We start from the raw sequence: 23,181 nt of genomic DNA, 5'->3' as shown, positions 1-23,181 counted from the left end.
ACAGACTCTATACGACAAACAAAAAAATAAAACCGCTAAGGAGCAATATCCTTAACGGTTTTACTTCATTCCCATAAGTTTATCCCCTAGCTTAGAAGTTTATTAGCTTCTGCATTGAATGCAGGGATGTCATCAGGCTGACGGCTCGTAACAAGCTGGTTTCCACAGACCACAACTTCCTGGTCTTTGAAATCGACACCTGCATACTCCATATCTACAGCAATGGATTTAAAACCAGTCGCTGAGCGTCCTTCTAAAGCTTTTGCTGTGATAAGCAGCTGAGGACCATGGCAAATCGCAAATACAGGCTTTTTCTCATCCATGAAATGCTTCGCAAACTTCACGAACTTTTCATCGCCGCGAAGCTGGTCTGGAGAGAAACCTCCAGGTATAAACAATGCATCAAAATCTTCCGCTTTAACATCGTTGATGGAAGAATCGATCGTTACGGTTGTTTGTCCTTGTTTACCAGTTACTTCTGTTCCTGCTTTCCATTCAATAGTAGTCACCTCATGGCCTTGTTTAGAAAAAGCATCTACAGGCTGAGTGTATTCTACATCTTCAAACAATGACGTCATGACGCATGCAATCTTACTCATATCTTTACCACTCCTTGAATGTTTTAATATACGAAGTCACAGAAGTTATGTTCCCCCATACCTCAGCAATAAAACGTAAATATTCAAGAAAATGGATATTATCACTGCATATGATCTTTCATAGAGAATGTTTGAAAAGCCGTCTGCTGTTGATTCTTATAAATTTGTTTCCCAGCTATCGTATTGATGATATGAACGTTCCGGTGTACAGATAAGCCAAGATTGGTGGCCCCGGCACCATGAGAATGGACAAGGTCCGTCAGTGTGAAAAAACGATGCTCTCTATCATCTTTAAACACCAGTTGATAATCTCGGGTCACCTGGTATTTTTTCTCATCTTCCCATTCGATTTCATCTTGAAAACGATCAAAGAACCATTGAGGAATATGAGGCTTGTACCCTGTTGCTAAGATGACTTTACCAGTAGAATAGGAGAACTCGATTTCCTCTTGCCACTGCTCGCAGTGAAGAAGATAACCGGCCCCTTGCTTTTCAATGGATTTAACCTCTGTCATCGGGTTGATGAACACTCTGCTCTCCTCACCGCCGGCTGTTTTGTGATAAAGCTGAGTATAAAGCCTGGTCAACGTTTCAGGATCAATCCCATTTCGTAGAGCCCCGAGTGTTTGCAGGTTTTTCTGACGTTGGTCAAACGTAAGAGAATGGAAATAGTCTACATATTCTGGTGTAAAAAATTCTTGAGCGAATTTCGCTTGATCGAGTTGGAACAATCCGCCTGTTCGAGAAAGAAGCGTCAATTTCATATCACTTCGTCTCTGCTCTTCCATTAAGTCCAAAAAAATCTCCAGCGCACTTTGGCCGGAGCCGACCACGGTGACATGCTTGGAATCGAGAAGGTTATCTTTTTCATAAGTATACCGGCTTGTGTGCAAGACGTCTTCCGGTGGATGTCCATCCATTCCATCTAAGATAATCGGTTCACTGCCCGTTCCGAGCACGACATTTTTAGCAAAAAAGCTTTCCTTACGACCAGTTTTCTTTTTTAAAGCAATGATTTCATAATGAGGGTCGCCAGCCTCTTTATGATCGATCACGTCAATGATCTGCTGGTCAAAATAAAGGTTGTCAAGCTGACTGACTATCCATTGCAGATAATCATTATATTCCTGACGCGGCACTTTAAAAGACTGATGAAAGAAAAAAGGGAACATGCGATCATTTTCATATAAGTAATTCATAAACGTATAAGGGCTTTTAGGATCTGCAAATGTTGCTGCGTCTGCCAGAAACGGCACCTGCAAGTCCATTTTTTCAATTAACATTCCTGGATGCCATTCAAAATGAGAAGCCCCATCGAAAAAAGCACCGGAAAGTTCGGTTTGATCTAACAAAGCGGCTAACCCTAGATTATAGGGACCTATTCCAATACCTATTACATCATAAACTTGCTTTGACAATTCAACCACTTCCTTCACAATCCATCTATAAATTTTTCGTAACTACTGCATTTGAATCTATTGCGATCCGTATAAGCCATACTCTTTTAAATCTCCGTGTTGATTTATAATAAGTTCCCTTATATCTAAGGCTAAGATACCGAGATGTTTTGGCAGTTTCCGTTCCTACTGATTGGAGCTTGAAGGCCAGGGAAATCACTCGCTTTCCATGGGCGTACGGTGAGCTTCCTCGGGCTGAAGCCCTGTGCGGTCTCACCATGTACTGTATCCCATAGGAGTCTCGCAATTTCCCGGGCCTTCTTGCGAATGGGAGTTTAACGGAAACACCTGATGTGGTGGTTGTGAAAAAACTTCATTGGAATTCGAACCTTATTATAAGTCGCTTTCTTTTGCATAATGAAGGAGAACTTTCCCAATGATGAGGAACTCCTATTACCATGATAAGAGAAACGAAACCAACTTATCATATTAAAGGCTAGAGCTAGGTGAGGCTCAGCGTACTCCCGCTAAAAAGCGAGTCATACCCCAACGTCCCTTCTCACGCACAATGTCTCGCAATCGAATAATCCATTACTATCCAACAGCCTTATGTAAAAATAAAAAAACCCCTTCGCCAGTGGGGAAATACAATTTGTACATAAAGCTTGTAATGTAAGGACTCTCTTGTTAATTCCCCAATTGACCCTTGAATATGCCATAACCGAAAAAACACTTTCGCTTTATACCCATTATTTCACTTTCCCTAACTCCCTATATCCTAATGTTCCACGTGAAACATCTTTAGACAAAGAGAAGCACACAGCTACAAACTGTGCGCTCCAAAAAAGATTATTCTTCCAATGTGGATGTGTCTCCAGTCGGTAATCCCAGTTCCCAGGACTTTAACAGACGACGCATGATTTTACCACTTCGTGTTTTAGGAATCGTATCTTTAATTTCAATTTCACGAGGTGCGGCGTGAGCACTTAATCCTTTTTTCACGAACTGACGAATATCTTCAAGCAATTCATCGGACTCGCTATACCCATCTCTAAGCGTAATGAAAGCTTTAATGATTTCTCCTCTTTCAGGGTCCGGTTTTCCGATAACGCCGGCTTCCGCCACAGCTTCGTGTTCAATCAATTTACTTTCTACCTCAAAAGGACCGACTCTTTCTCCAGATGTGTTGATCACATCATCAAGACGCCCCTGGAACCAGAAATACCCATCTTCATCTTTATAGGCACTGTCACCTGAAACGTACCAGCCATTGATGAAATAACTTTCATATTTTCCTGGATTGTTCCAGACAGCACGCATCATGGAAGGCCATCCTTCTTTAATTGCCAGGTTCCCCATTTGATTAGCAGGGAGTTCATTCCCTTCATTATCCACGATCGCCGCTTCAATCCCCGGGAATGGTTTACCCATTGAACCAGGTCGCATATCGACCGATGGATAATTACAAATGAGCATCGCTCCTGTTTCCGTCATCCACCACGTATCGTGAATTCTTAAATCGAATGCTTTCAATCCCCACGTAATGACTTCAGGGTTCAGCGGCTCACCGACACTTAAAATATGTCGAAGCGAAGAAAGGTCATGTTTTTGAGCCGCTTCCTCGCCGGCGCTTAACAGCTTACGGAAAGCGGTAGGCGCAGAATACCAGACGCTCACATTTTTTTCAGCGATCGTCCCATACCAATCATCAGGACTGAAACGGCCTCCTCGAACGACATTCGTCACACCGTTCAGCCATGGAGCGAATATTCCATAGCTTGTACCGGTCACCCAGCCGGGGTCCGCCGTACACCAATACACATCGTCTTCTTTAAGATCGAGTACCCACTTCCCTGTCTGATAATGCTGGATCATAGCATTGTGAACATGATAAACCCCTTTTGGTTTACCAGTGGAACCTGATGTATAATGCAGAAGCATACCATCCTCCAATTCGACCCATTCTAAATCGAATTCTTCAGAAGCTTCTTCCATTTCTTTTTCAAAGCTGATGTATTCGTCCGAGCCTGAGTCTCCTACCAGAATGATTTTTTCCAAGTTTGGAAGTTCACTTTGGGGCACTCGCTCTAATAAATCAGGTGTCGTAATGAGCATTTTCGCTTCACTATCTTCCAAACGGTCTCTTACAGCCTGCTCCATAAACGCCTCAAACAAAGGTCCCGCAATGGCCCCGGTTTTTAAAATTCCAAGGAAGGCAGCGTAAAACTCTGGGCTGCGGTGCATAAATAAGAAAACACGGTCTCCTTTTTCTATATCATGCTTTTTCAGCACGTTAGCAAATTGATTACTCTTTCTCTTTAATTGATCGAAACTCAAGGTTTCTTCACGATCAGGGGAAGAATAAATTAAGGCCGCTTTATTTTTTGTGGCAGGGTCTTCAGCATGCTTATCTATCGTTTCATAAGCGATATTGATTTTGCCGGTTTCACTCCAACTGAAATTCTTCTTTGTTTCATCCCATTTAAAGTTGTTGTACGTTTGCTCGTAATTTTCTAAGTTGTGATTTCCTGATCTTGCTTTGATTGGTTGCATGTCCATAATATCACCTCATAGAATGAATTTTGTAAACGGTTTCTTTCTTCCCTTGAAAAAAGCTCTGTCTTTTTTGCATGTTTAAACAGAGCTGTCTTCATATGATTTGTCTAAAAATTTTGTGAATTACTTACTATTTTAGTGGAAAGTCATCCATTTTTAAAGGGAAACGGTCAAAATTTTACATAATTTGTTCTATACCCATCCCTGATTGACTTATAGAATAGGGATTCATATAATTAAAAGGATTGTGATCTGAAGATGATCATTCATTGTCCTCCTTTAAAGAGGGTGACAACAGCCTTAGAGGATGAGTGTATTTTATACAAAAAGAGGAGGATATTCTTGACAGGACGAAAAGATGAACAACTAACCGATTTGACACTGCTTGGAAATCAAAAAAATGAATATTCCTTTGAATATAATCCTGGTGTGTTGGAAACGTTTGATAATCAGCATCCGAACCGCGACTATTTCGTAAAATTCAATTGTCCCGAGTTTACGACCCTTTGCCCTAAAACAGGACAGCCGGATTTTGCAACGATTTATATTAGCTATATACCTGACGTGAAGATGGTAGAGAGCAAGTCTTTGAAGCTTTATTTATTCAGTTTCCGTAATCACGGAGACTTTCACGAAGACAGCGTCAATACGATCATGAACGACCTTATAGAACTGATGAATCCGCGCTACATCGAAGTATGGGGGAAATTCACTCCGAGAGGCGGTATATCGATAGACCCTTACTGCAACTACGGAAAACCGAATTCCAAATACGAAGATATGGCGTCCCACCGCTTAATGAACCACGACCTTTATCCTGAAAAAATCGATAACAGATAAACAAGCGATCCTCATTTGAAGAGGATCGCTTGTTTTGTCTCATTATTGCTTATCATTTTTATATTGCATGTATACAACTTGTGTTTCAAGGAAGTCTTCCATTCCATGCTTCCCATCTGTACCACCCAGTCCAGACTTGCGCATTCCGGCATGGTACCCTTGTACAGCTTCGAAGTTTTCACGGTTAACAAAAGTCTCACCGAATTTCAGTTCATTGACGACACGCATAGCTTCGTTAATATCTTCCGTATAAACGGACGAAGAAAGACCAAAGTCGGTATCGTTCCCTTTTTCAATCGCTTCATCAATAGTTTTGAAAGTAGTAATCGGGATGACAGGCCCAAAGATTTCTTCCTGCATAATGGTTGATTCATGATCGACATTGGTCAGAATGGTAGGCTTGTAAAAGAAACCTTTGTCGACATCGCCGCGTTCACCGCCGCAAACGACATTAGCTCCTGCTCCTACCGCTTCTTTCACCATTCCTTCGACACTTTCAAGACGATCTTCACTTACGAGCGGACCAACATCCGCCTCTTTATTTTCTCGTGGATCACCGAGCGTAAGGTTTTCAAACGATTGTTTAAGTTTCTCAATTAATTCTTCTGCCACACTCTCATGAACGTATACACGCTCGGCATTCGTACAAGCCTGTCCGTTGTTAGCGAGACGAGAAGTTTGGATACTTTCGGCAGCCACGTCTAAATCAGCATTAGCCGTAACGATAGCCGGCGCCTTACCTCCGAGTTCCAGGTTAACCTTCGTAATGTTCTGAGCGGCTGCTTCCATCACTTTTGTTCCTGCAGGTACACTTCCAGTCATCGTAATCATATGCACTTTCTCGTGCTTAGCCAGGGCATTTCCAATCTCAGAGCCTGTTCCTGTAATCAGATTGTAGACCCCTTTTGGCACCTCTTCCATACTATCTATGATTTTAGTAAATTCAACAGCGGTATTCGGTGTTTGCTGACTTGGTTTAAGGACGATCGTGCATCCTGTGACGAGAGCGGTCGCTACCTTACGCGCCAGAATGAATACCGGGAAGTTCCACGGCACAATACCCGCCACGACACCTATTGGTTTTTTATAAATGAAAATGTTCTCATTCGGGCGATCACTCGGAACAACTTCTCCTTCAATGCGACGAGCCCATTCCGACATATAACGGAAATAATCAATCGCTAAATCGACTTCACCACTTGCTAATTCGTAATCTTTTCCCTGTTCTTCTTGAAGAAGGTCAATAAAGGTCGCACGGTTTTCCTCGATTCGATCACCGAGCGCACGTACGATTTTCCCTCTTTCGATATTAGGCGTCAGCTCCCAGCCTTTCTGAGCTTGCGAGGCTGCTTCTACCGCACGGTCCACATCTTCTGTTGTCGCTTTCGGGGTTTTTGAAATGACCTCTTCCGTTGCGGGATTGATGATATCTATCCATTCGTTTCCGTTTGATTCTGTATATTCACCATTTATATAGAGTTTATGAGTTTGCATAAAATATCCTCCTCTAGTTAATCTATTGCCACTCATTCCACCATTTACCTTTTATTAAACAAGGGACCGTGCTCATTCCAATACGTGCCTCTTTTCGTTATAATGAAAGAAATAGATGTGAGGTGACCATTTTTGAATAAAGAAAATCAGATGTTTATAATATTAAGCTTTGTAGGCTTGGCTAATATAATCGCAGCTATCATTCTGTATTTTGTAGTGGAAAATGCAATGATCGCTGCTTTACTTATAACCTCAGGATCTTTGTTGATCATCGGGGGTTTTGCAGATCGAAAAGAACGTAAAAAAAGAAAAGGGGATACATGATCTCCTTTTCTTATGAGGGTTTACCATTCTAATATGAATCCTTTGATTTCCTTATAACCCCCATTTTCCGTTTTCTGATTAGCGGTGAAATACGGGTTCTCCTCGTCCAATTCATAGGCGATCGAATCGGGTTCCAAATAAAGCTTGTATTCCAAATCTGTCACTTTATGAAGAGTAATGTCAGCAATCGTTTCCTGGTTCTTTTCTTCATCAATCAAAAAAATATCAATACGATCGTATCCTTGACTGATTAACTTTTCTTTTAAATCCATTATAAATCCCCCATCAATCTCATCTTCAGTTATTATTCCTATACCCTATATGCATGCTACCAAACTGCTGCGGAGTATTTTAACAATAAGCTATGTTAAATGACGTTGTTGGATTGATTTCAAGATACTTATTAAGCAAGGGACGGAACGAATCGGTGAAGCTCCTGTGGGATTAGCGGGACAGGTTAGATCCCGATTGAGGAGGCTCATCTTCCGCCCCCGAATTTCTACTATGTCTCGAAATTGAGTCTTTAATAATAGGAAGCGTATTCAGGGAAGCCTAAAAAATAAAAAAGAAGCAGGGAATCTTCCCCGCTTCTTTGTTTAAGAATTAATAGCCGTAACCGCCGCCTGCGTATGCAGCGCCGATGATTACTAGAAGAATGAACAATACTACCAACAGGGCAAATCCGCCACCGTATCCTCCGCTCATTAGAATACCCCCTCTCCTTACTTCTTTACTAATTTATGTGTAAAGAATCATAAGGTAAGGGCTATAGCGGAGTTTTTAAAAAAGATTACCCAAACCCCGTCTCATAAATACAGACGGTCAAAAAAGTCATGACAATATAAACACCCTTTTTAAAGCCAGCCAGGCAAAGTATAACGATTGTCCAAAGAACAACAATCCCCATAATGGAGCCGGTATAAAAACTACTGCCCTTGCTAAATTGGCAGCATCCCCCGCCTGTCCAGGAGAGAAAATGCTTAACCACATGATTTCAAACGCACTTGTCACCGCTTCAATCATGACTAAGGAAGCTATAAATACAAGCACGTATTGGATGACGGTCTGGTTTCCTGTTTTCAAGAGCCAGATAAAACCAGCTCCGAATGTAATCAGCCAGAACACTCCATAGATGTTTCTCACCCAGAACAGTACGTTAATAATTAAAATTCCAAGCAAGATGTAAACCATCCATTTGTAATGGCCTTTTACGATCAAATAAAAAAATAAAAAACCAACGAACGAGGAGAAAATGTATCCCGATAAACTAGTAAGGAAATGACTCAGCCAAGAAGAATGACCGGTCATCGTCACACCCGAAGTGTTCGGAAATAGAGAGATGTTTCTCACTTCTCCGCCTGTCAACAAGGCTGTCAACGAGTGACCCGTTTCGTGGATCATCGTATTAATCATAGCAAAATATTTACCGATAACAGGAGACTGTGTTAACAGGAAGGCAAGGATAAGGCAGATAATGATTTGTAATTTCACTCGAATGTCCTCCCTTTCATTAAGCTTGCCTGTTCTTCTATTTTACTTAAAATAACGACATACGTATAATCTAAGTAAATAGAGAGATTAGGAGATTGTACATATGTATACGAAGATGATTGCTTTTTGTTTCAGCTTATTATTTATAACCGGCTGTTCAAACGAAGAGAGCCGCGACATAGAACTGACTATTTCCGTTGCTTCCAGCCTCACTGAAGCGATGGAAGAAATTGTCGATGAATTTGAAAGTGATCACGAGGATGTAACGGTTACCGTCAATACTGGAAGTTCCGGTAAGTTAGCCCAGCAAATCCAGCAGGGAGCCCCGGTAGATGTCTTTATGTCAGCCAACGAACACTGGGTGGAACGATTACGTAAAGAAGGACATTTACGAAAAGACACTATTAAAGACGTTACACATAATTCCCTGGTACTTATCGCCCCGAGCGATTCTTCCGCAGATATCACATCACTGGAACAGCTGCAGCTCGAAGAAAATGAAACGTTCGCTTTAGGGGATCCCAAAAGTGCACCAATCGGCATGTACTCGAAGCAATCCTTGCAAGCTGCTAATCAATGGGATAAATACTTAGAACAATTTGTTTACTCAAGTGACGTCAAACAAGTAGTGGCTTATGTTGCATCGCACAATGCTTCCTACGGCCTTGTATATGTAAGTGACGCCATGATATCAGATGACGTAAAAGTAATAGCCGAGATAGATGAAGAAACACATGACCCTGTAGTGTATCCTGCCGCAGTGACCAACCAAACTACCGAAACCAATACATCAAAAGAGTTCATTGAATTTATTGAAGCGGACAAAGCACAAAGCATTCTCGAAAAATACGGATTCAGCTCGAAATAAAACGATTGGAAGGTAATTATGAACTTTTCTCCCTTGACCCTGTCATTACAAACCGCTGGAATCGCTACATTGATTGTGTTCTTAACCGCCGTACCTTTAGCACGAGTCATTTCCAGGAAATTATTTCCCGGGAAAAGTATCGTGGAATCACTTGTTTTACTGCCGATGGTGCTCCCACCTACTGTCGTAGGTTTCCTTTTGCTCTATTTGTTCGGAAACAACGGGCCGATCGGAAAGTTATTGATTGAATGGTTTGGCATTCAAATCGTTTTTTCCTGGTTAGGTGCTGTTATTGCCGCCATTGCAGTCTCTTTCCCTCTTATGTATCAGAGCGCTTCAGCCTCGTTCTCAAATTACGACCCTCAAATTGAACAGGCTGCCCTGACGATGGGAGCTTCAAAATGGAAGGTTTTTTTCACCATCTCATTTCCTCTCGCATGGCCAGGGCTGCTAGCCGGTTTTGTTTTAACCTTCGCCCGGGCTTTAGGTGAATTCGGAGCGACATTAATGCTTGCCGGCTATATCCCCGGAAAGACAGACACCATCCCTTTAGCTATTTACTTTGCAGTCGAATCCGGAAATATGGAAGCGGCGAGGTTGTGGGTTTTCATTATTTTAGCGCTCGGATTCAGTTCTATCCTCTGGCTGAACTGGTGGAGTAAGAAGAATATATTACGATTCCAATCAGAAAAATAAGGGGGCTTTACATGCTTACCGTATCCATTCAAAAGAAATTACCTCATTTTCAGTTACAGGCTGCCTTTCAAATAAAAAGTGAGACCGTCATTTTGTTCGGACCGTCCGGCTCCGGGAAAACGACAATCCTTAATTGTATCGCCGGACTAACAGACCCAGACACAGGTGAGATCAGCCTGGCTGATACGATATTATTTAAAAGCAAAAAAAATAAATTACCGATCCAAAAAAGACAAGTAGGGTATGTATTTCAAGACTATGCCCTGTTCCCCCACATGACGGTTCGTAAAAATATCGAGTACGGAGCTTATGACTCGCTTGTCACGCAGCAATTGATGAATCTGCTGCGGGTCCATCATTTAGCTGATAAATACCCTCGACAAATTTCGGGTGGAGAAAAACAAAGGATTGCCTTAGCCCGGGCGCTTGCGACTAAGCCCGGTGTTTTGCTTTTAGATGAACCTTTTTCATCTCTTGATGAAGAAACGAAAGATGAATGTTACCACCATCTGAATCGACTGAAAAAAGAATGGAACATCCCCATCCTTCTAGTCACTCACGATAAACAGGAGGCTAAAAAGTTAGGGGATCGTATCCTATCCATTCGAGAAGGACAATTAAAAAGCCTCCCGCCTGAAGCCTTTTGAATGATTCTGTGAAAATTGAAGAAAATATCAAGTGGTTGACCAGAAAAAAATGATTCGAAGCTGGGAGTTTTTCAAATGAATAAACCGTTTATGAAAAAAGTCTTAAAATGGTTTCTGTTGGTATTCCTCATCTGTATAGCGATATTAGGCGGCCTCTTGGCTTACTTGTTCATAGCCGATCGTTTTTACAATGAAGAGAAAGATGAGTTTAATGAGAATAATGAATTGTCGATCTCTAATGAATCACCAGTTTTTTATATTACAACTGAATTCGACCAATAATCATTCAGGTAAGGAAAAGTATGCACACTCTGACTAATTGACGACCCTTACATATTTCTTACTAGCGGTCACATAATATCGCGCACCTTTTGAATTCTCTACTTCATATTGAAAGTAACCATCTACGGATAGTCTTGAAAGAATTACAGGAAATCCGTACCCTTTTTCTAAATAGCCGGCGAGCGACCGGTCCGACCAGGAAGGGTGATGATAGAACCGCAAACGCCCATCATAAATGGATTCTACTCTCCGTCCTACATATGATGGTTTACGTTTCGCGGAATCGCTGACATATGGAACTCGGAAGAAATCACAAATCCCTTGAGCATGCTCCCTCGCCACTTCTTTCTGAAATTCAGGCTTGATCATATAGAGCGCTTCATCCAGGTTATCCATAAATCCATTCTCAGTTAATACAGCCGGCATGGACGTTGTCCTCAAAACTTGAAAATCCGCTTCTTTGATTCCTCGATAATATTGACCTGTCCCCTTTTTCAGGCGTTTCCCAATACTTTCAGCCAGCCTTCCTGCTTCTCTGTTCAGATGACCCGGATAGACGAAGAGTTCGATTCCAGAAGGGGCGGGGCTGCTGAAACTGCCGTCATATGCATTATAATGAACAGAAATATAGGCATCGGCTTTCGCTTGATTCGCTCGGCTTACTCTAGTGGAGAGCGGAGTATCCTCGTCCCCAGGAGCGACAAGAACTGTCTTTAAACCACTTCGATTCAACTCTTCTTCTAAATTATTAACTACTTTCCTGTTAAATTCATTTTCTTTAATGAACCTGTTTAAACTCGGAATGTACGGCGTCCTTTTCCCCGCGGTACTCATTCCATGTCCATCATCCAATGCGATTAAATATCCCATCATTCATCCCCTAACTTTTTACGCGTATCGCGCAATTAATAGGTTGATTATAAAATTGAGAAAGTAGTAAGTCAATAAAAATTAAACATACCGCGTAATATATTTCGCATTTCGCGAAAAAATAATGTATACTTTTTATAAACAAGATAAACGAAAGGGGGATTCTATGGGGTCTTTAGGCGAGCGGCTCAAGCAAGCCAGGGAAAACAAAGGATGGTCTCAAACATACGTGTGCGGAGTATTGCAGATCTCAAACTCTCGTTTATCGGGGTATGAGAGAAATTACAGAGAGCCTGATACGAAGATGTTCACTGCCTTATCCAGTCTGTATGAGGTTTCGATTGATTGGTTAATGGGGAAAAACAACCAGCCCATACCGTCTTCCTCTGGATTAGAGTCAAATCATTTATTCCGTGATCCTGAATTACAGAAATGGTATGAAGAACTGCCGAACGCAAAAGAAGAAGATGTGCAGAAACTTATGAAAATATGGGAAATCATAAAAAATGAATAAATTTTACAGCTGTTATGTACAGAAAAAAGAGGCCAACACCCTCATCAGCTGTTGGTCCGAGCAAATGGGCTTAGATTCAATCTTTCATTGATCAAGGTCGTTCTTATCCGAACCACAATCTGAACCGTTCTTTGAACGCTTCGTGAATCCTTGACTGCGATTCATGACTTCAAATAACCCAGTACCCGACAACCCTGCACCAGCTCCAGCCCATAAACGCAGGGCCAAATCCATATCCGTCAGTGGATAAGCTAATGCTCCAATCACTAATCCCGTTCCTGCACTGATCAAGGGCAAGTAATTTTTCGGTAAGTTGATTGTACGCTTCATGACTTCTACACTTCCTGTAACAAAAGGACAGAGTATGGTGGCAAAGAGCAATACCTGTTGCATAATGTCATTCTCCACAGGTCTCACCTCTCTAAAAAATAAAGACAGCTTCTAAAAGACTAATCTCACTCGTCTGAAGAACCTGTCTTATCCTTTATAATATGTTCTTGAGTTGCGTGGTGTGTGTGCAGCAAACAACACTATTTTTCAAAATATGATAAGGAGATTTATATGCCTAACTTCTCAAAACGTCCTAAGCTGGCTGTTTTTTATGAGACATTCCTGATTCTCTTAGCTTTGGCTTCTGTATTATTTATATGGACGGACCATCCGGTTCTTCAGTTTATCGATCGTTTCATTTGGATCATTTTTTTACTGGACGTCCTCATACGAATCGCCAAAGCAGACCATAAACTGCACTACATAAAACATAATCCTTTCGACTTCATTGCAGCTATACCTTTAGATAGTACATTCCAGCTCGCGAGAATAGCTCGTTTAATAAAGATCATTAAATTTCTGCCTTTCTCGAAACGTTACCTGAGGTCCGCTTTTTCCATTTTACATACGAATGGTCTTGATCGCGTGCTTACGATATCCTTTCTGCTCATCTTCGGTTCTGCAATTGTTGTGAAAATGGTCGAACCCCGGATCGACACGTTCTCCGATGGGGTGTGGTGGTCAATTGTAACAACGACGACGGTAGGGTATGGTGACATTTCCCCTGAAACATCTCTCGGCCGGCTGATCGCAGTTATTTTGATGCTCGTAGGAATCGGGTTAATCGGGATGCTGACTGGTTCGATTACCACCTTTTTTGTAAAAGAAAATAAATCCAGTCACCCGGCGGCAGCCTTCATAAAAGGTCAGTTGAATCGTTATGAAGACCTGTCGTGGCAGGAACTGCAGCAGATTTCTGTACTTATCGAAGAAATGAAGGAAGAAAAAAAGAAAAATGAGGATTAGCTAGAGAATCACTGCATTAAAAAACACCCTCTTTGTGATCACAAGGAGGGTGTTTTCGTAACGTTTCCAACCGTTTAAACTTAGCCTGCTTTTGCTAAAGTTAAAGCAGTAGACATGTTGATATAAACGCCCCCGGCAGGATTCGAACCTGCGGCACACGGTTTAGGAAACCGATGCTCTATCCCCTGAGCTACGGGGGCACGTGAATCATATTATACAAAAATACGAGCTGATTGAAAAGGAATTTATTTTAAAATGGAGAGAAACGTATTACTTCCTCTATCTCACTATGGTAAAATGGTACTTGTCTGTCAGAACGTATCGAATTTTGTTTTCACCTGATATAAGGAGGAGAAAAGATGGGACAATTACCTTTCATAGCCGTTGAAGGCCCTATCGGGGTTGGTAAAACGTCTCTGTCTAAAAAGCTCGCCTCCCAGTTTGATTTTCATTTACTAAAGGAAATCGTTGAGGAGAATCCGTTTTTAGGCAAGTTTTATGAAAATATAGATGAATGGAGCTTCCAAACGGAAATGTTCTTCCTATGCAACCGTGTGAAGCAGCTGGAAGACATTGATAGGGATTACCTTAAGCTTGGGAAGCCTGTAGTTGCCGATTATCATATCTTTAAAAATATGATTTTTGCCCAGCGTACTTTACGAGAAGAAAAGTTCCTAAAATATACTCAGATCTTTGAAATATTATCACACGATATGCCAAAGCCAAATATGGTCATTTACCTGGATGCCAGCTTAGAAACTCTGCTGGAGAGGATCAGACTGAGGAATCGGGATGTCGAAGTGAACATCCAGCCATCCTATTTAAAGCAGCTTTCTCAGGATTATGAGGACTATATGAATCATTTTGAAGAAACACACCCCGACGTTCCGGTCATTCGATTGAACGGAGACAAGCTGGACTTTGTAAAGCATCAAGATGATCTCCTCTATATTGTCGAACAGGTAGAGAATCACTTGAGTAAAGGAGAAGTTTTAAATGAACGCACGTGAACGCTACGGAATTCCACATGATAGTGTCATTACTATTGCAGGGACGGTCGGAGTAGGGAAGTCTACAATGACTAATGCATTAGCTGATGCTCTCAAATTCAGGACTTCCTTCGAAAAAGTCGAAACCAATCCTTACCTCGATAAATTTTATAACGATTTTGAGCGCTGGAGCTTCCACTTACAAATATATTTCCTTGCTGAACGATTCAAGGAACAGAAGAAAATCTTCGAATACGGCGGCGGATTTATACAAGACCGTTCCATCTATGAGGATACGGGTATTTTTGCGCGTATGCATTACGAAAAAGGAACGATGTCTGAAATAGATTATAATACGTACACTAATTTATTCGATGCTATGGTCATGACTCCTTACTTCCCACATCCTGATCTACTCATTTATTTAGAAGGGTCTTTCGATGATATCTTAAGCCGTATTAAAGAACGAGGGCGTGAGATGGAACAGCAGACTCCTGTAGAGTACTGGGAAGAGATGTTCAAGCGGTATGAAAACTGGATCGATAATTTCAATGCTTGTCCTGTGCTTCGTCTGAATATTGCTGATTATGATGTGCTGAATGATCAAACAAGCATAGAACCAGTTTTAGAAAAAATCGGTCACTTTATCCAGCAATCCCGTAAATGGCGTTCAAGTCACTTACTGACGTAATGGCTGGTCTTTGAAGCTTTATTCCCCATAACGTTATAATGCCCGAGCCTGTAGCAGGCTCGGGCATTTTTGTATAGATCACAAATAAAAATCCGCTGCACGAGGCAGCGGTTTTTTTGTTCTATAATCTCCAATATTTATGCGCTATTGTTGATGTTAAAATGGAGGAGGAAGAGGGATTCGAACCCCCGCGGGCCGTGAAGCCCCTGTTGGTTTTCAAGACCAATCCCTTCAGCCAGACTTGGGTATTCCTCCGTTTGACGACAATTAATAATATATCACGGCTCGCAAAATCCGTCAATATTTTTGCCAACTTTTTTTCAAAAAAAGTTATTCAGTCCTTTGACTGCTTGATCATTATACTAATAACCTGCTTTTGAGTCAACAATATCTAAATTAATTTGGCTCAGAATTTATATTATTTCCTCGGAAATAATCACATGTCTATTTGAATAAAAAACTGGCTCATTGGATGAGCCAGTTCACTATCCGTCTTTATTTAATAACTTCTTTTCCACCCATATATGGTTGAAGTACTTCTGGAACAGCAACAGATCCATCAGCCTGCTGGTAGTTCTCTAATATCGCGGCAACGGTACGTCCGATAGCCAGTCCAGAACCATTTAAGGTATGGACGTATTCCGGCTTGCCTTTTTCTTCGCGGCGGAAACGGATGCCCGCTCGTCGCGCCTGGAAATCTTCAAAGTTTGAGCAAGAGCTGATTTCACGGTATGTGTCGTTGCTTGGAATCCAAACTTCGATATCGTACTTCTTAGCGGCTGTGAAGCCTAAATCTCCTGTACACATGCTCATGACACGGTAAGGAAGATTTAATAACTGCAGCACTTTTTCAGCATGACCGGTCAGTTCCTCTAATACATCATAAGAATCTTCCGGCTTTGCAAATTGAACGAGCTCGACTTTGTTGAACTGGTGCTGGCGGATAAGCCCGCGTGTATCACGACCGGCAGAGCCTGCTTCCGAACGGAAATTCGTGCTGAATGCGACAAATTTCTGCGGAAGTTCGTCTATTTTTAAGATTTCGTCCCGATGATAATTGGTCACTGGAACCTCTGCTGTCGGTACGAGGAAGTAATCCCAGTCTTCCACTTTAAAAGCGTCCTCTTCGAATTTAGGCAGCTGTCCAGTCCCTGTCATAGATGTACGGTTTACCATTTGAGGAGGAAGCATTTCCTGGTAGCCATGATCATCAGAATGCAAGTCCATCATGAAGTTCAATAATGCACGCTCCAGACGGGCGCCTAAGCCTTTGTAAAAGACGAAACGGCTTCCTGTAACTTTAGCAGCTCGCTCAAAATCAACGATGTTCAAATCGGTAGCTACATCCCAGTGCGGCTTAGCTTCAAAATCAAATTTCGGCAGATCGCCCCACGCTCTAGCCTCTACATTATCTTCTTCGTCTTCACCTACAGGTACGCTTTCGTGCGGGATATTCGGAATAGATAAGAGAAGAGTGTCCAAACGTTCCTCGACCGTCTTCAGCTCGGTATCTAATTCTTTAATACGATCGCCTACTTCACGCATTTCTGTAATTTTAGCATCAGCATCTTTCTTTTCTTTCTTCAAGAGAGAAATTTCTTTAGATACGTCATTTCGACGTGCTTTCAAATCTTCAGTTTCTTGAATCAGCTCACGGCGGCGGCTGTCTAAATCGCCGAACGTATCAAGCTCAGATAAATCTTCCCCTCTTTTTTGGAGCTTTTGTTTCACTTCTTCAAAATTCTGACGCAAATACTTCATGTCTAACATCGTGCATTCCTCCTTCGTAAATTGGCCCGTCAAATATGTTTTGATCAAATCAGCCATATAGCGTCTCGCCAGGCCCCTGACCATCGATAAAAATAAAAAAACTCCCGCCCCTTTAATTGAATAAAGGGACGAGAGTTTGTTATACATTCCCGCGATACCACCCTGATTGAAGATACAAAGATCTTCCGGCTTAGCTCATAACGGTGAGAACCGGTTCACCTTACTTTAATTTCAGGCAAACAACTCAAGGATGGATTCACAGCACTCTTTTATCAGTTTTCACCAGCCACTGACTCTCTTCAAAAAAGAGTAAACTGTTACTAGTTCCTATCATCGCGTTTAACGTTTTAATTTTACAAAACGAAGATCAGCTTCGTCTTTCACATAAGAATAGCGGAATGTCTCTTAAGATGCAAGAGATTTTTTCGCTTCTTCCACCATTTTCACAAAATGCTCGGTGATTCTATGATCGTCTGTCAGCTCTGGATGGAAAGAACAGGCTAAGAAATTGTCTTGTTGAGCGGCCACGATATTGCCTTTATACGTAGCTAACACGGAAGCTTCTTTTCCAACCCCTTCAATATAGGGTGCTCGAATAAAGACAGCATTATACTGGTCGGCTACGCCTTTGATATCGAGATCCGCTTCAAAACTTTCTCGCTGACGCCCAAAAGCGTTTCGGCGTACGCGGATATCCATCAGACCTAAATGCACATCGTAGGAGCCATCAATTTCGGATGCTAACAAGATTAATCCAGCACAAGTCCCGAAAATCGGTTTTCCCTGCTTTCCAAACTGACGAATGGGCTCTAAGAAATTATATTTATCGATCAGGCGGCGGATTGTGGTGCTCTCTCCGCCTGGAATAATCAATCCATCAATTTCATCCAGTTGTTCAATTCTTTTCACAAGTATTCCTTTGGCTCCGGATGCTTCTACGGAACGGATATGTTCACGAAAAGCTCCCTGGAGCGCTAATACACCAATCGTCGTCATGATGCATGTCTCCTTTTTGTTTATGCTTCTCGTAGCTGCCAGGATCTCTCCGTTTTATGAAAACTTACTGACTTCTATCCTGCATGCGCTGATCTTGAGTAAGAGTGTTCATTTCAAGACCTTTCATCGCCGTACCGAGGCCTTTAGAAATTTCAGCGATCAGTTTGTAATCATCATAATGTGTGGTCGCTTCAACAATGGCACGAGCAAATTTAGCAGGATTATCTGATTTAAAGATTCCTGAACCGACGAATACGCCGTCTGCTCCTAACTGCATCATAAGAGACGCATCTGAAGGTGTAGCGATACCGCCAGCCGCAAAGTTTACGACAGGAAGACGTCCTTCTTCACGAATCTCAAGCAGAAGATCGAATGGAGCGCCATGTTCTTTAGCGTACACCATCACTTCATCATCAGACATGCTCTGCAGCTGACGGATTTGAGATTGAATCTGACGCATGTGGCTTACAGCTTCTACAATGTTTCCTGTACCTGGCTCACCTTTTGTACGAAGCATGGAAGCTCCTTCACGAATACGACGAGTCGCTTCGCCGATATTACGGCATCCACATACGAATGGCACAGTATAATCATCTTTTTTAATGTGATAAATTTCATCAGCAGGAGTTAATACTTCACTCTCATCGATGTAATCCACACCCATAGATTCCAGTACACGAGCTTCAGTAATATGGCCGATACGTGCTTTTGCCATAACAGGGATGGATACAGCGTTCATAACTTCTTCTACGATTGTAGGATCAGCCATACGAGCTACTCCGCCTGCTGCACGGATATCAGATGGAACACGTTCCAGTGCCATAACCGCAACTGCACCCGCTTCTTCAGCGATTTTTGCTTGTTCTGCGTTTACTACGTCCATGATGACGCCGCCTTTTTGCATTTCTGCCATTCCGCGTTTCACGCGATCTGTACCTGTTTGAGCCATGATAATTCCTCCCAATGTGATCTATAATAGTCGATCATTTTTTAATAAAACAAAAAATTCCCTTACGTTCTATTGTAACGCATACGCAACCTAAATCCTACTAAATAAATTGGTTATTTGGCCTAGAACCAGCCTTTTACCATACTGACTGCACTGGAAAAGATATCACTGAAGAAATCCCCGATTCCTCCAACAGTAAGCATGAACCAATTGGCTTTTTCCACACTTGAAACCGTGACAACATCCACTTCTGTTCTTAAGGGTTCCCCTGTTTGCAGATCTTTATAAGATTCTTCCCCATTATAAACGAGTTCAGCGGTTCCCACTTTTTCTCCCTGATCAAAAGGGGCTTCTAGTTTGCCGTTTTTATCTAAGGCTTCTTCTGAAAGGTTCACATTGACTGCGTATTGTTCTTCTTCTCCTTCTTTAACTGGAGCCGTGATACCCTCTGCGATTTCCAATTCTACGGAATCTTCTTTTCCTTTAGATACTTCAACCGTGGAATTGTCATCCACTTGGTGACCGGCCTGGAACAATTCCTGTTGACTGAATTCGTTGAAACCATATTCAAAAAGTTTCTTTGTTTCTTCAAACCTAGCCTCTTCACTATCTGTTTTCATGACGACAGAGATCAGACGACGGTCGTCACGCTCGGCAGTTCCAGTGAAGCTGAATCCGGCAAGATCCGTAAACCCTGTTTTTAATCCATCCACACCTTCATAACTGCCAGCTGCCAATTGTCCCGGCATGCCTGGGAGCATCCGGTTCCAGTTGATGATTTCCTGTCCATCGAATTCTGTCGTTGGAATAGACGAGATTTCAAGAGATTCAGGGTAATCATTCACTAGGTGATAGGCTAAAATAGCTGAAGAACGAGCGGATAGTAGATTCGTATCTTCTCTTTCTGTACCTTCAGGATAATTTTCACCTAAATCTTCATTTTCAAGACCGGTTGAGTTTACAAATTGGTAATCTGTCATCCCTAATTCTTCTGCTTTTTCGTTCATCATATTTACAAATTCGCCTTCTGAACCTGCCACTAATTCTGCTAAAGCGATTGATGTTCCGTTATCAGAATTTATGGCCATAGCTTCGTATAGCTCACGAACGGTGTAATCTTGACTTTGTCTTAAGCCAACTCCAGAAAACGTAGAATTAGCTGAAATACTATATGGATAATCACTTATTTGAGTCGTTGTTTCCCACTCTATGTCGCCTTCTTCAATAGCCTCTAATACGAGGTATTCTGTCATCATTTTCGTCATACTGGCTGGAGGTAATGTTAGATCAGCTTCTCTTTCGAATAAAATTTTACCGGACTGTGCGTCTACTAATATGGCTGATTCTGCTTCCACTTCTACCGAGTCTGCATATGTAGCCTCAGGATTTCCAAAAACCGCAAGAACGCTTAAAACCAGGACCATGACTATGGCCGCTGATGCTTGTAAACTTTGTTTCAAATTTTTCAACCTCCACGGAATAATAATATGCATCCTTATTATTCTACCATAGGCGTTTATAAAAAAATAGACAGGGAATAGTCCCTGTCTATAGTATTTTTTGGATCAAATGGAGTAGTTAGGCGCCTCTTTCGTGATTTGCACATCATGAGGATGACTCTCGCGGAGACCTGCCCCGGTAATTCTAATAAATTTGGCATCCTTACGTAGCTCTTCAATTCCTCTCGCTCCGCAATATCCCATGCCTGAACGCAATCCTCCTAATAATTGATGGATAGAATCGCTCAGCGGTCCTTTATAAGGCATGCGGCCTTCAATTCCTTCAGGCACAAGTTTTTTCGATTCGGAATCGCTTTGGAAATAACGATCCTTGGATCCGGATTCCATTGCACTGACTGAACCCATGCCACGGTAAACTTTAAAGCGGCGGCCCTGAAAAATCTCCGTTTCGCCAGGACTTTCTGAAACACCGGCAAGTAGGCTTCCAAGCATAACAGCATGTCCGCCAGCGGCAATGGCTTTCGCGATGTCGCCGGAATATTTGATTCCGCCGTCAGCAATCACAGGGATACCGTACTTTTCCGCTTCCATAGCACAGTCGTTGACTGCTGTAATTTGAGGAACTCCGACACCGGCAACTACACGCGTCGTACAAATCGATCCCGGACCAATGCCTACTTTTACAACATCGACACCCGCTTCAATCAGTTCACGAGTCGCTTCAGGTGTCCCTACATTACCTGCGATGATGTTGATATCCGGATACTTAGCCCGAATCCGCTTCACCTGTTCGATTACCCCCTGCGAATGTCCGTGAGCTGTATCGACCACTAAGGCATCGACATTTGCTTCGACAAGCTTATCAATTCGTGTCATCGCATCTGCCGTAACGCCGACAGCTGCACCGACCAGCAGACGCCCTTGTTCATCTTTAGCTGATAAAGGGAACTCAATAACTTTTTCGATATCTTTAATAGTGATTAATCCTTTAAGGATGCCATTATTATCGACCATCGGCAGTTTTTCGATTTTATGCTGCTGCAGGATTTTCTCTGCTTCATCAAGCGTTGTTCCTACAGGGGCAGTGACGAGGTTGTCCCGTGTCATCACTTCGCTGATCGAACGTGAGTAATCATCCATGAATCGAAGATCACGATTGGTAAGAATACCTACGAGCTTCTGGTTCTCTTCGTTATCGACGATCGGTACTCCAGAAATCCGGAATTTCCCCATCAAATGCTCTGCATCATACACTTGATGCTCTGGTGTCAGGAAGAATGGATTCGTGATGACTCCGCTCTCTGATCGCTTCACGCGATCCACATGTTCTGCTTGCTCTTCTATCGACATGTTTTTATGAATGATGCCAAGACCTCCTTGACGAGCCATTCCAATTGCCATAGGCGCTTCTGTCACCGTATCCATGCCGGCACTTAAAATCGGCATATTAAGCTTTAACGTAGGTGATAATTCTGTTGCTAAGGAAACGTCCCTTGGGAGCACATCCGATTTAGCCGGAAGCAGCAGAACATCATCAAACGTTAATCCTTCTTTCGTAAACTTGTCCTCGCGCATGCTTGATCCTCTCCTTAAATAGTTTGGGTAATTATGGGGAAAGTAAGTGGGTAATGGTTTTATTCACTTTCTTATTGTTATTTACAATACGACAACAGCAGTGCTTTTTCAAGGATAAAAAATCAGCGGAATACGCTGAAATCATAAGAAAGGAGAACAATATTGACGAATGAAACGACAACCTACCTCAATTACTTAAAATCGACTTCCCATACTAGGGAATATTTACTAATGAGATACCAGGCAGCAGGTGTGGATCAAGCAAAACTCCACGCCTATCAGAATGCTGAACGTTTCTCTTATGGTTTGCAATTAGGAGAAGAATATTTATCAGCTGCAAAGAACACCACTTTCAGCGTACAGCCGCTCCTTTATTATTATAGCCTCACCCACTATTTGAAAAGCTGTATCATTACCGTCGATCCCGAATATCCTGCTTCCGCACGGGTCCTCGCTCATGGGCTTTCTACGAGGAAAAGGAAAAAGCAGCATTACCGTTTTTTAGAAGATGAGATTCGAATTCAACCGGATGGCCTTTTTCCTTACGCAGCGAAAACGATGTTCAACATTTCTGAATTTCCAGCCAAAGTCATGATGAACGACCTTTTAAAACCTCTCTCCTGTATGAAAAAAATGTATGAATTTAAACAAGACACAACCGAACAAGCACCGCTATTTCCAGAATTGGCCGCAGAATTCGCCGTACTCTACAATTTAAGTATGCTCGTCCGTTATGAAGGAGAATGGTGGGGGGAAATGAATCAATTACGCGACCGTGAAGATTATGTGTTCATTTTTCATTTTTTAGAATCGATGGCCGACCGAATTTCCCTTTCTATTTCTTCATGGTTAAAAGACCGGTCTTCATGAGACCGGT

General features: G+C 42.1%; 25 protein-coding genes, 2 tRNA genes and 1 other annotated feature. Of the genes, 11 read left to right on the top strand and 16 right to left on the bottom strand.

What is annotated here, in order from left to right; translation table 11 throughout:
• Positions 1-86: 86 nt before the first annotated feature.
• From LF817_RS12990 to acsA, 3 genes are all read right to left on the bottom strand, one after another.
• Positions 87-599, bottom strand: a complete 513-nt coding sequence (locus LF817_RS12990) for a type 1 glutamine amidotransferase domain-containing protein (RefSeq protein ID WP_253936247.1) — start codon at positions 597-599, stop codon at positions 87-89.
• Positions 600-700: 101 nt separating this feature from the next.
• A complete protein-coding gene (locus LF817_RS12985) occupies positions 701-2,017 on the bottom strand; it encodes a lysine N(6)-hydroxylase/L-ornithine N(5)-oxygenase family protein (protein WP_253936246.1) in 1,317 nt (438 codons plus the stop codon).
• 828 nt (positions 2,018-2,845) lie between these two features.
• Positions 2,846-4,555 carry an acetate--CoA ligase gene (gene acsA, locus LF817_RS12980; protein ID WP_253936245.1) on the bottom strand — a complete coding sequence of 570 codons (1,710 nt, stop codon included), beginning with the start codon at positions 4,553-4,555 and terminating at the stop codon, positions 2,846-2,848.
• Positions 4,556-4,894: 339 nt separating this feature from the next.
• Here acsA and queF point away from each other — a divergent pair, with 339 nt between their 5' ends.
• Positions 4,895-5,392, top strand: coding sequence for a preQ(1) synthase (queF, locus tag LF817_RS12975; RefSeq protein ID WP_253936244.1), 498 nt, complete (start codon positions 4,895-4,897; stop codon positions 5,390-5,392).
• A gap of 42 nt (positions 5,393-5,434) precedes the next feature.
• Here the strand turns inward: queF and aldA are convergent, their stop codons facing one another.
• Positions 5,435-6,886: an aldehyde dehydrogenase gene (aldA, locus tag LF817_RS12970; RefSeq protein ID WP_253936243.1), complete on the bottom strand. Its 1,452-nt coding sequence runs from the start codon at positions 6,884-6,886 to the stop codon at positions 5,435-5,437.
• Positions 6,887-7,018: 132 nt separating this feature from the next.
• Between aldA and LF817_RS12965 the strand changes: the two genes are divergently transcribed.
• Positions 7,019-7,210, top strand: a complete 192-nt coding sequence (locus LF817_RS12965; protein WP_253936242.1) for a hypothetical protein — start codon at positions 7,019-7,021, stop codon at positions 7,208-7,210.
• A gap of 20 nt (positions 7,211-7,230) precedes the next feature.
• Here LF817_RS12965 and LF817_RS12960 read toward each other — a convergent pair whose 3' ends face one another.
• From LF817_RS12960 to LF817_RS12950, 3 genes are all read right to left on the bottom strand, one after another.
• Positions 7,231-7,482: a hypothetical protein gene (locus tag LF817_RS12960; protein ID WP_253936241.1), complete on the bottom strand. Its 252-nt coding sequence runs from the start codon at positions 7,480-7,482 to the stop codon at positions 7,231-7,233.
• A 331-nt stretch (positions 7,483-7,813) separates the two neighbouring features.
• A complete protein-coding gene (locus tag LF817_RS12955) occupies positions 7,814-7,915 on the bottom strand; it encodes a YjcZ family sporulation protein (RefSeq protein ID WP_253936240.1) in 102 nt (33 codons plus the stop codon).
• 126 nt (positions 7,916-8,041) lie between these two features.
• Positions 8,042-8,701 carry a M50 family metallopeptidase gene (locus LF817_RS12950; RefSeq protein WP_253936239.1) on the bottom strand — a complete coding sequence of 220 codons (660 nt, stop codon included), beginning with the start codon at positions 8,699-8,701 and terminating at the stop codon, positions 8,042-8,044.
• 103 nt (positions 8,702-8,804) lie between these two features.
• On the opposite strand from LF817_RS12950, the gene modA reads away from it, so the two are divergent.
• From modA to LF817_RS12930, 4 genes are all read left to right on the top strand, one after another.
• Positions 8,805-9,569 carry a molybdate ABC transporter substrate-binding protein gene (gene modA / locus LF817_RS12945; protein ID WP_253936238.1) on the top strand — a complete coding sequence of 255 codons (765 nt, stop codon included), beginning with the start codon at positions 8,805-8,807 and terminating at the stop codon, positions 9,567-9,569.
• 18 nt (positions 9,570-9,587) lie between these two features.
• The gene (gene modB / locus LF817_RS12940; protein WP_253936237.1) at positions 9,588-10,265 is read left to right on the top strand and encodes a molybdate ABC transporter permease subunit; all 678 of its coding nucleotides are present in this window, start codon (positions 9,588-9,590) and stop codon (positions 10,263-10,265) included.
• Positions 10,266-10,276: 11 nt separating this feature from the next.
• On the top strand, positions 10,277-10,912 hold the full coding sequence (locus tag LF817_RS12935) for an ATP-binding cassette domain-containing protein (protein ID WP_253936236.1): 636 nt from the start codon (positions 10,277-10,279) through the stop codon (positions 10,910-10,912).
• A 75-nt stretch (positions 10,913-10,987) separates the two neighbouring features.
• On the top strand, positions 10,988-11,194 hold the full coding sequence (locus LF817_RS12930) for a hypothetical protein (RefSeq protein WP_253936235.1): 207 nt from the start codon (positions 10,988-10,990) through the stop codon (positions 11,192-11,194).
• Positions 11,195-11,227: 33 nt separating this feature from the next.
• Here LF817_RS12930 and LF817_RS12925 read toward each other — a convergent pair whose 3' ends face one another.
• On the bottom strand, positions 11,228-12,064 hold the full coding sequence (locus tag LF817_RS12925) for an N-acetylmuramoyl-L-alanine amidase family protein (protein WP_253936234.1): 837 nt from the start codon (positions 12,062-12,064) through the stop codon (positions 11,228-11,230).
• 166 nt (positions 12,065-12,230) lie between these two features.
• Here LF817_RS12925 and LF817_RS12920 point away from each other — a divergent pair, with 166 nt between their 5' ends.
• Positions 12,231-12,578 (top strand): helix-turn-helix domain-containing protein, encoded by a 348-nt coding sequence (locus LF817_RS12920; RefSeq protein ID WP_253936233.1) that lies wholly within the window; start codon positions 12,231-12,233, stop codon positions 12,576-12,578.
• An 84-nt stretch (positions 12,579-12,662) separates the two neighbouring features.
• Here LF817_RS12920 and LF817_RS12915 read toward each other — a convergent pair whose 3' ends face one another.
• Positions 12,663-12,971, bottom strand: a complete 309-nt coding sequence (locus LF817_RS12915; protein ID WP_253936232.1) for a holin — start codon at positions 12,969-12,971, stop codon at positions 12,663-12,665.
• A gap of 168 nt (positions 12,972-13,139) precedes the next feature.
• Here LF817_RS12915 and LF817_RS12910 point away from each other — a divergent pair, with 168 nt between their 5' ends.
• Positions 13,140-13,874, top strand: a complete 735-nt coding sequence (locus LF817_RS12910; protein ID WP_253936231.1) for a potassium channel family protein — start codon at positions 13,140-13,142, stop codon at positions 13,872-13,874.
• Between the two features lie 127 nt (positions 13,875-14,001).
• Here LF817_RS12910 and LF817_RS12905 read toward each other — a convergent pair.
• Positions 14,002-14,074 (bottom strand) — tRNA-Arg (locus LF817_RS12905).
• A 159-nt stretch (positions 14,075-14,233) separates the two neighbouring features.
• On the opposite strand from LF817_RS12905, the gene LF817_RS12900 reads away from it, so the two are divergent.
• Positions 14,234-14,884 (top strand): deoxynucleoside kinase, encoded by a 651-nt coding sequence (locus LF817_RS12900; RefSeq protein WP_253936230.1) that lies wholly within the window; start codon positions 14,234-14,236, stop codon positions 14,882-14,884.
• Positions 14,871-15,554 carry a deoxynucleoside kinase gene (locus LF817_RS12895; protein WP_253936229.1) on the top strand — a complete coding sequence of 228 codons (684 nt, stop codon included), beginning with the start codon at positions 14,871-14,873 and terminating at the stop codon, positions 15,552-15,554. Before LF817_RS12900 ends, LF817_RS12895 begins: the two co-directional genes overlap by 14 nt.
• A 162-nt stretch (positions 15,555-15,716) precedes the next feature.
• On the opposite strand, the gene LF817_RS12890 is transcribed toward LF817_RS12895, so the two are convergent.
• From LF817_RS12890 to guaB, 6 genes are all read right to left on the bottom strand, one after another.
• A tRNA-Ser gene (locus LF817_RS12890) sits at positions 15,717-15,809 on the bottom strand.
• 240 nt (positions 15,810-16,049) lie between these two features.
• Positions 16,050-17,324 carry a serine--tRNA ligase gene (gene serS, locus LF817_RS12885; protein ID WP_253936260.1) on the bottom strand — a complete coding sequence of 425 codons (1,275 nt, stop codon included), beginning with the start codon at positions 17,322-17,324 and terminating at the stop codon, positions 16,050-16,052.
• Between the two features lie 121 nt (positions 17,325-17,445).
• Positions 17,446-17,667: a binding site (T-box leader), on the bottom strand.
• Positions 17,668-17,729: 62 nt separating this feature from the next.
• Positions 17,730-18,320 (bottom strand): pyridoxal 5'-phosphate synthase glutaminase subunit PdxT, encoded by a 591-nt coding sequence (gene pdxT / locus LF817_RS12880; protein ID WP_253936228.1) that lies wholly within the window; start codon positions 18,318-18,320, stop codon positions 17,730-17,732.
• Between the two features lie 64 nt (positions 18,321-18,384).
• On the bottom strand, positions 18,385-19,269 hold the full coding sequence (gene pdxS, locus LF817_RS12875; RefSeq protein ID WP_253936227.1) for a pyridoxal 5'-phosphate synthase lyase subunit PdxS: 885 nt from the start codon (positions 19,267-19,269) through the stop codon (positions 18,385-18,387).
• A gap of 122 nt (positions 19,270-19,391) precedes the next feature.
• Positions 19,392-20,729, bottom strand: coding sequence for a serine hydrolase (locus LF817_RS12870; protein WP_371925053.1), 1,338 nt, complete (start codon positions 20,727-20,729; stop codon positions 19,392-19,394).
• A 105-nt stretch (positions 20,730-20,834) separates the two neighbouring features.
• On the bottom strand, positions 20,835-22,304 hold the full coding sequence (gene guaB / locus LF817_RS12865; RefSeq protein ID WP_253936226.1) for an IMP dehydrogenase: 1,470 nt from the start codon (positions 22,302-22,304) through the stop codon (positions 20,835-20,837).
• A gap of 162 nt (positions 22,305-22,466) precedes the next feature.
• Here guaB and LF817_RS12860 point away from each other — a divergent pair, with 162 nt between their 5' ends.
• Positions 22,467-23,174 carry a YaaC family protein gene (locus LF817_RS12860; protein ID WP_253936225.1) on the top strand — a complete coding sequence of 236 codons (708 nt, stop codon included), beginning with the start codon at positions 22,467-22,469 and terminating at the stop codon, positions 23,172-23,174.
• Positions 23,175-23,181: the final 7 nt, after the last annotated feature.

The organism is Halobacillus sp. A1 (assembly GCF_024189295.1).
In the GTDB taxonomy this organism is placed as follows: domain Bacteria; phylum Bacillota; class Bacilli; order Bacillales; family Halobacillaceae; genus Halobacillus_A.
This window is presented reverse-complemented; position numbering and strand designations above follow the sequence as displayed.

Coding starts and splice junctions, on each gene's coding strand:
- LF817_RS12990 (WP_253936247.1), bottom strand. CDS start 599: ATGAGTAAGATTGCATGCGTCATGACGTCATTGTTTGAAGATGTAGAA.
- LF817_RS12920 (WP_253936233.1), top strand. CDS start 12,231: ATGGGGTCTTTAGGCGAGCGGCTCAAGCAAGCCAGGGAAAACAAAGGA.
- pdxS (WP_253936227.1), bottom strand. CDS start 19,269: ATGGCTCAAACAGGTACAGATCGCGTGAAACGCGGAATGGCAGAAATG.
- LF817_RS12925 (WP_253936234.1), bottom strand. CDS start 12,064: ATGGGATATTTAATCGCATTGGATGATGGACATGGAATGAGTACCGCG.
- LF817_RS12955 (WP_253936240.1), bottom strand. CDS start 7,915: ATGAGCGGAGGATACGGTGGCGGATTTGCCCTGTTGGTAGTATTGTTC.
- LF817_RS12960 (WP_253936241.1), bottom strand. CDS start 7,482: ATGGATTTAAAAGAAAAGTTAATCAGTCAAGGATACGATCGTATTGAT.
- LF817_RS12915 (WP_253936232.1), bottom strand. CDS start 12,971: ATGCAACAGGTATTGCTCTTTGCCACCATACTCTGTCCTTTTGTTACA.
- LF817_RS12900 (WP_253936230.1), top strand. CDS start 14,234: ATGGGACAATTACCTTTCATAGCCGTTGAAGGCCCTATCGGGGTTGGT.
- LF817_RS12895 (WP_253936229.1), top strand. CDS start 14,871: ATGAACGCACGTGAACGCTACGGAATTCCACATGATAGTGTCATTACT.
- pdxT (WP_253936228.1), bottom strand. CDS start 18,320: ATGACGACGATTGGTGTATTAGCGCTCCAGGGAGCTTTTCGTGAACAT.
- LF817_RS12930 (WP_253936235.1), top strand. CDS start 10,988: ATGAATAAACCGTTTATGAAAAAAGTCTTAAAATGGTTTCTGTTGGTA.
- serS (WP_253936260.1), bottom strand. CDS start 17,324: ATGTTAGACATGAAGTATTTGCGTCAGAATTTTGAAGAAGTGAAACAA.
- aldA (WP_253936243.1), bottom strand. CDS start 6,886: ATGCAAACTCATAAACTCTATATAAATGGTGAATATACAGAATCAAAC.
- LF817_RS12910 (WP_253936231.1), top strand. CDS start 13,140: ATGCCTAACTTCTCAAAACGTCCTAAGCTGGCTGTTTTTTATGAGACA.
- guaB (WP_253936226.1), bottom strand. CDS start 22,304: ATGCGCGAGGACAAGTTTACGAAAGAAGGATTAACGTTTGATGATGTT.
- acsA (WP_253936245.1), bottom strand. CDS start 4,555: ATGGACATGCAACCAATCAAAGCAAGATCAGGAAATCACAACTTAGAA.
- modB (WP_253936237.1), top strand. CDS start 9,588: ATGAACTTTTCTCCCTTGACCCTGTCATTACAAACCGCTGGAATCGCT.
- LF817_RS12935 (WP_253936236.1), top strand. CDS start 10,277: ATGCTTACCGTATCCATTCAAAAGAAATTACCTCATTTTCAGTTACAG.
- modA (WP_253936238.1), top strand. CDS start 8,805: ATGTATACGAAGATGATTGCTTTTTGTTTCAGCTTATTATTTATAACC.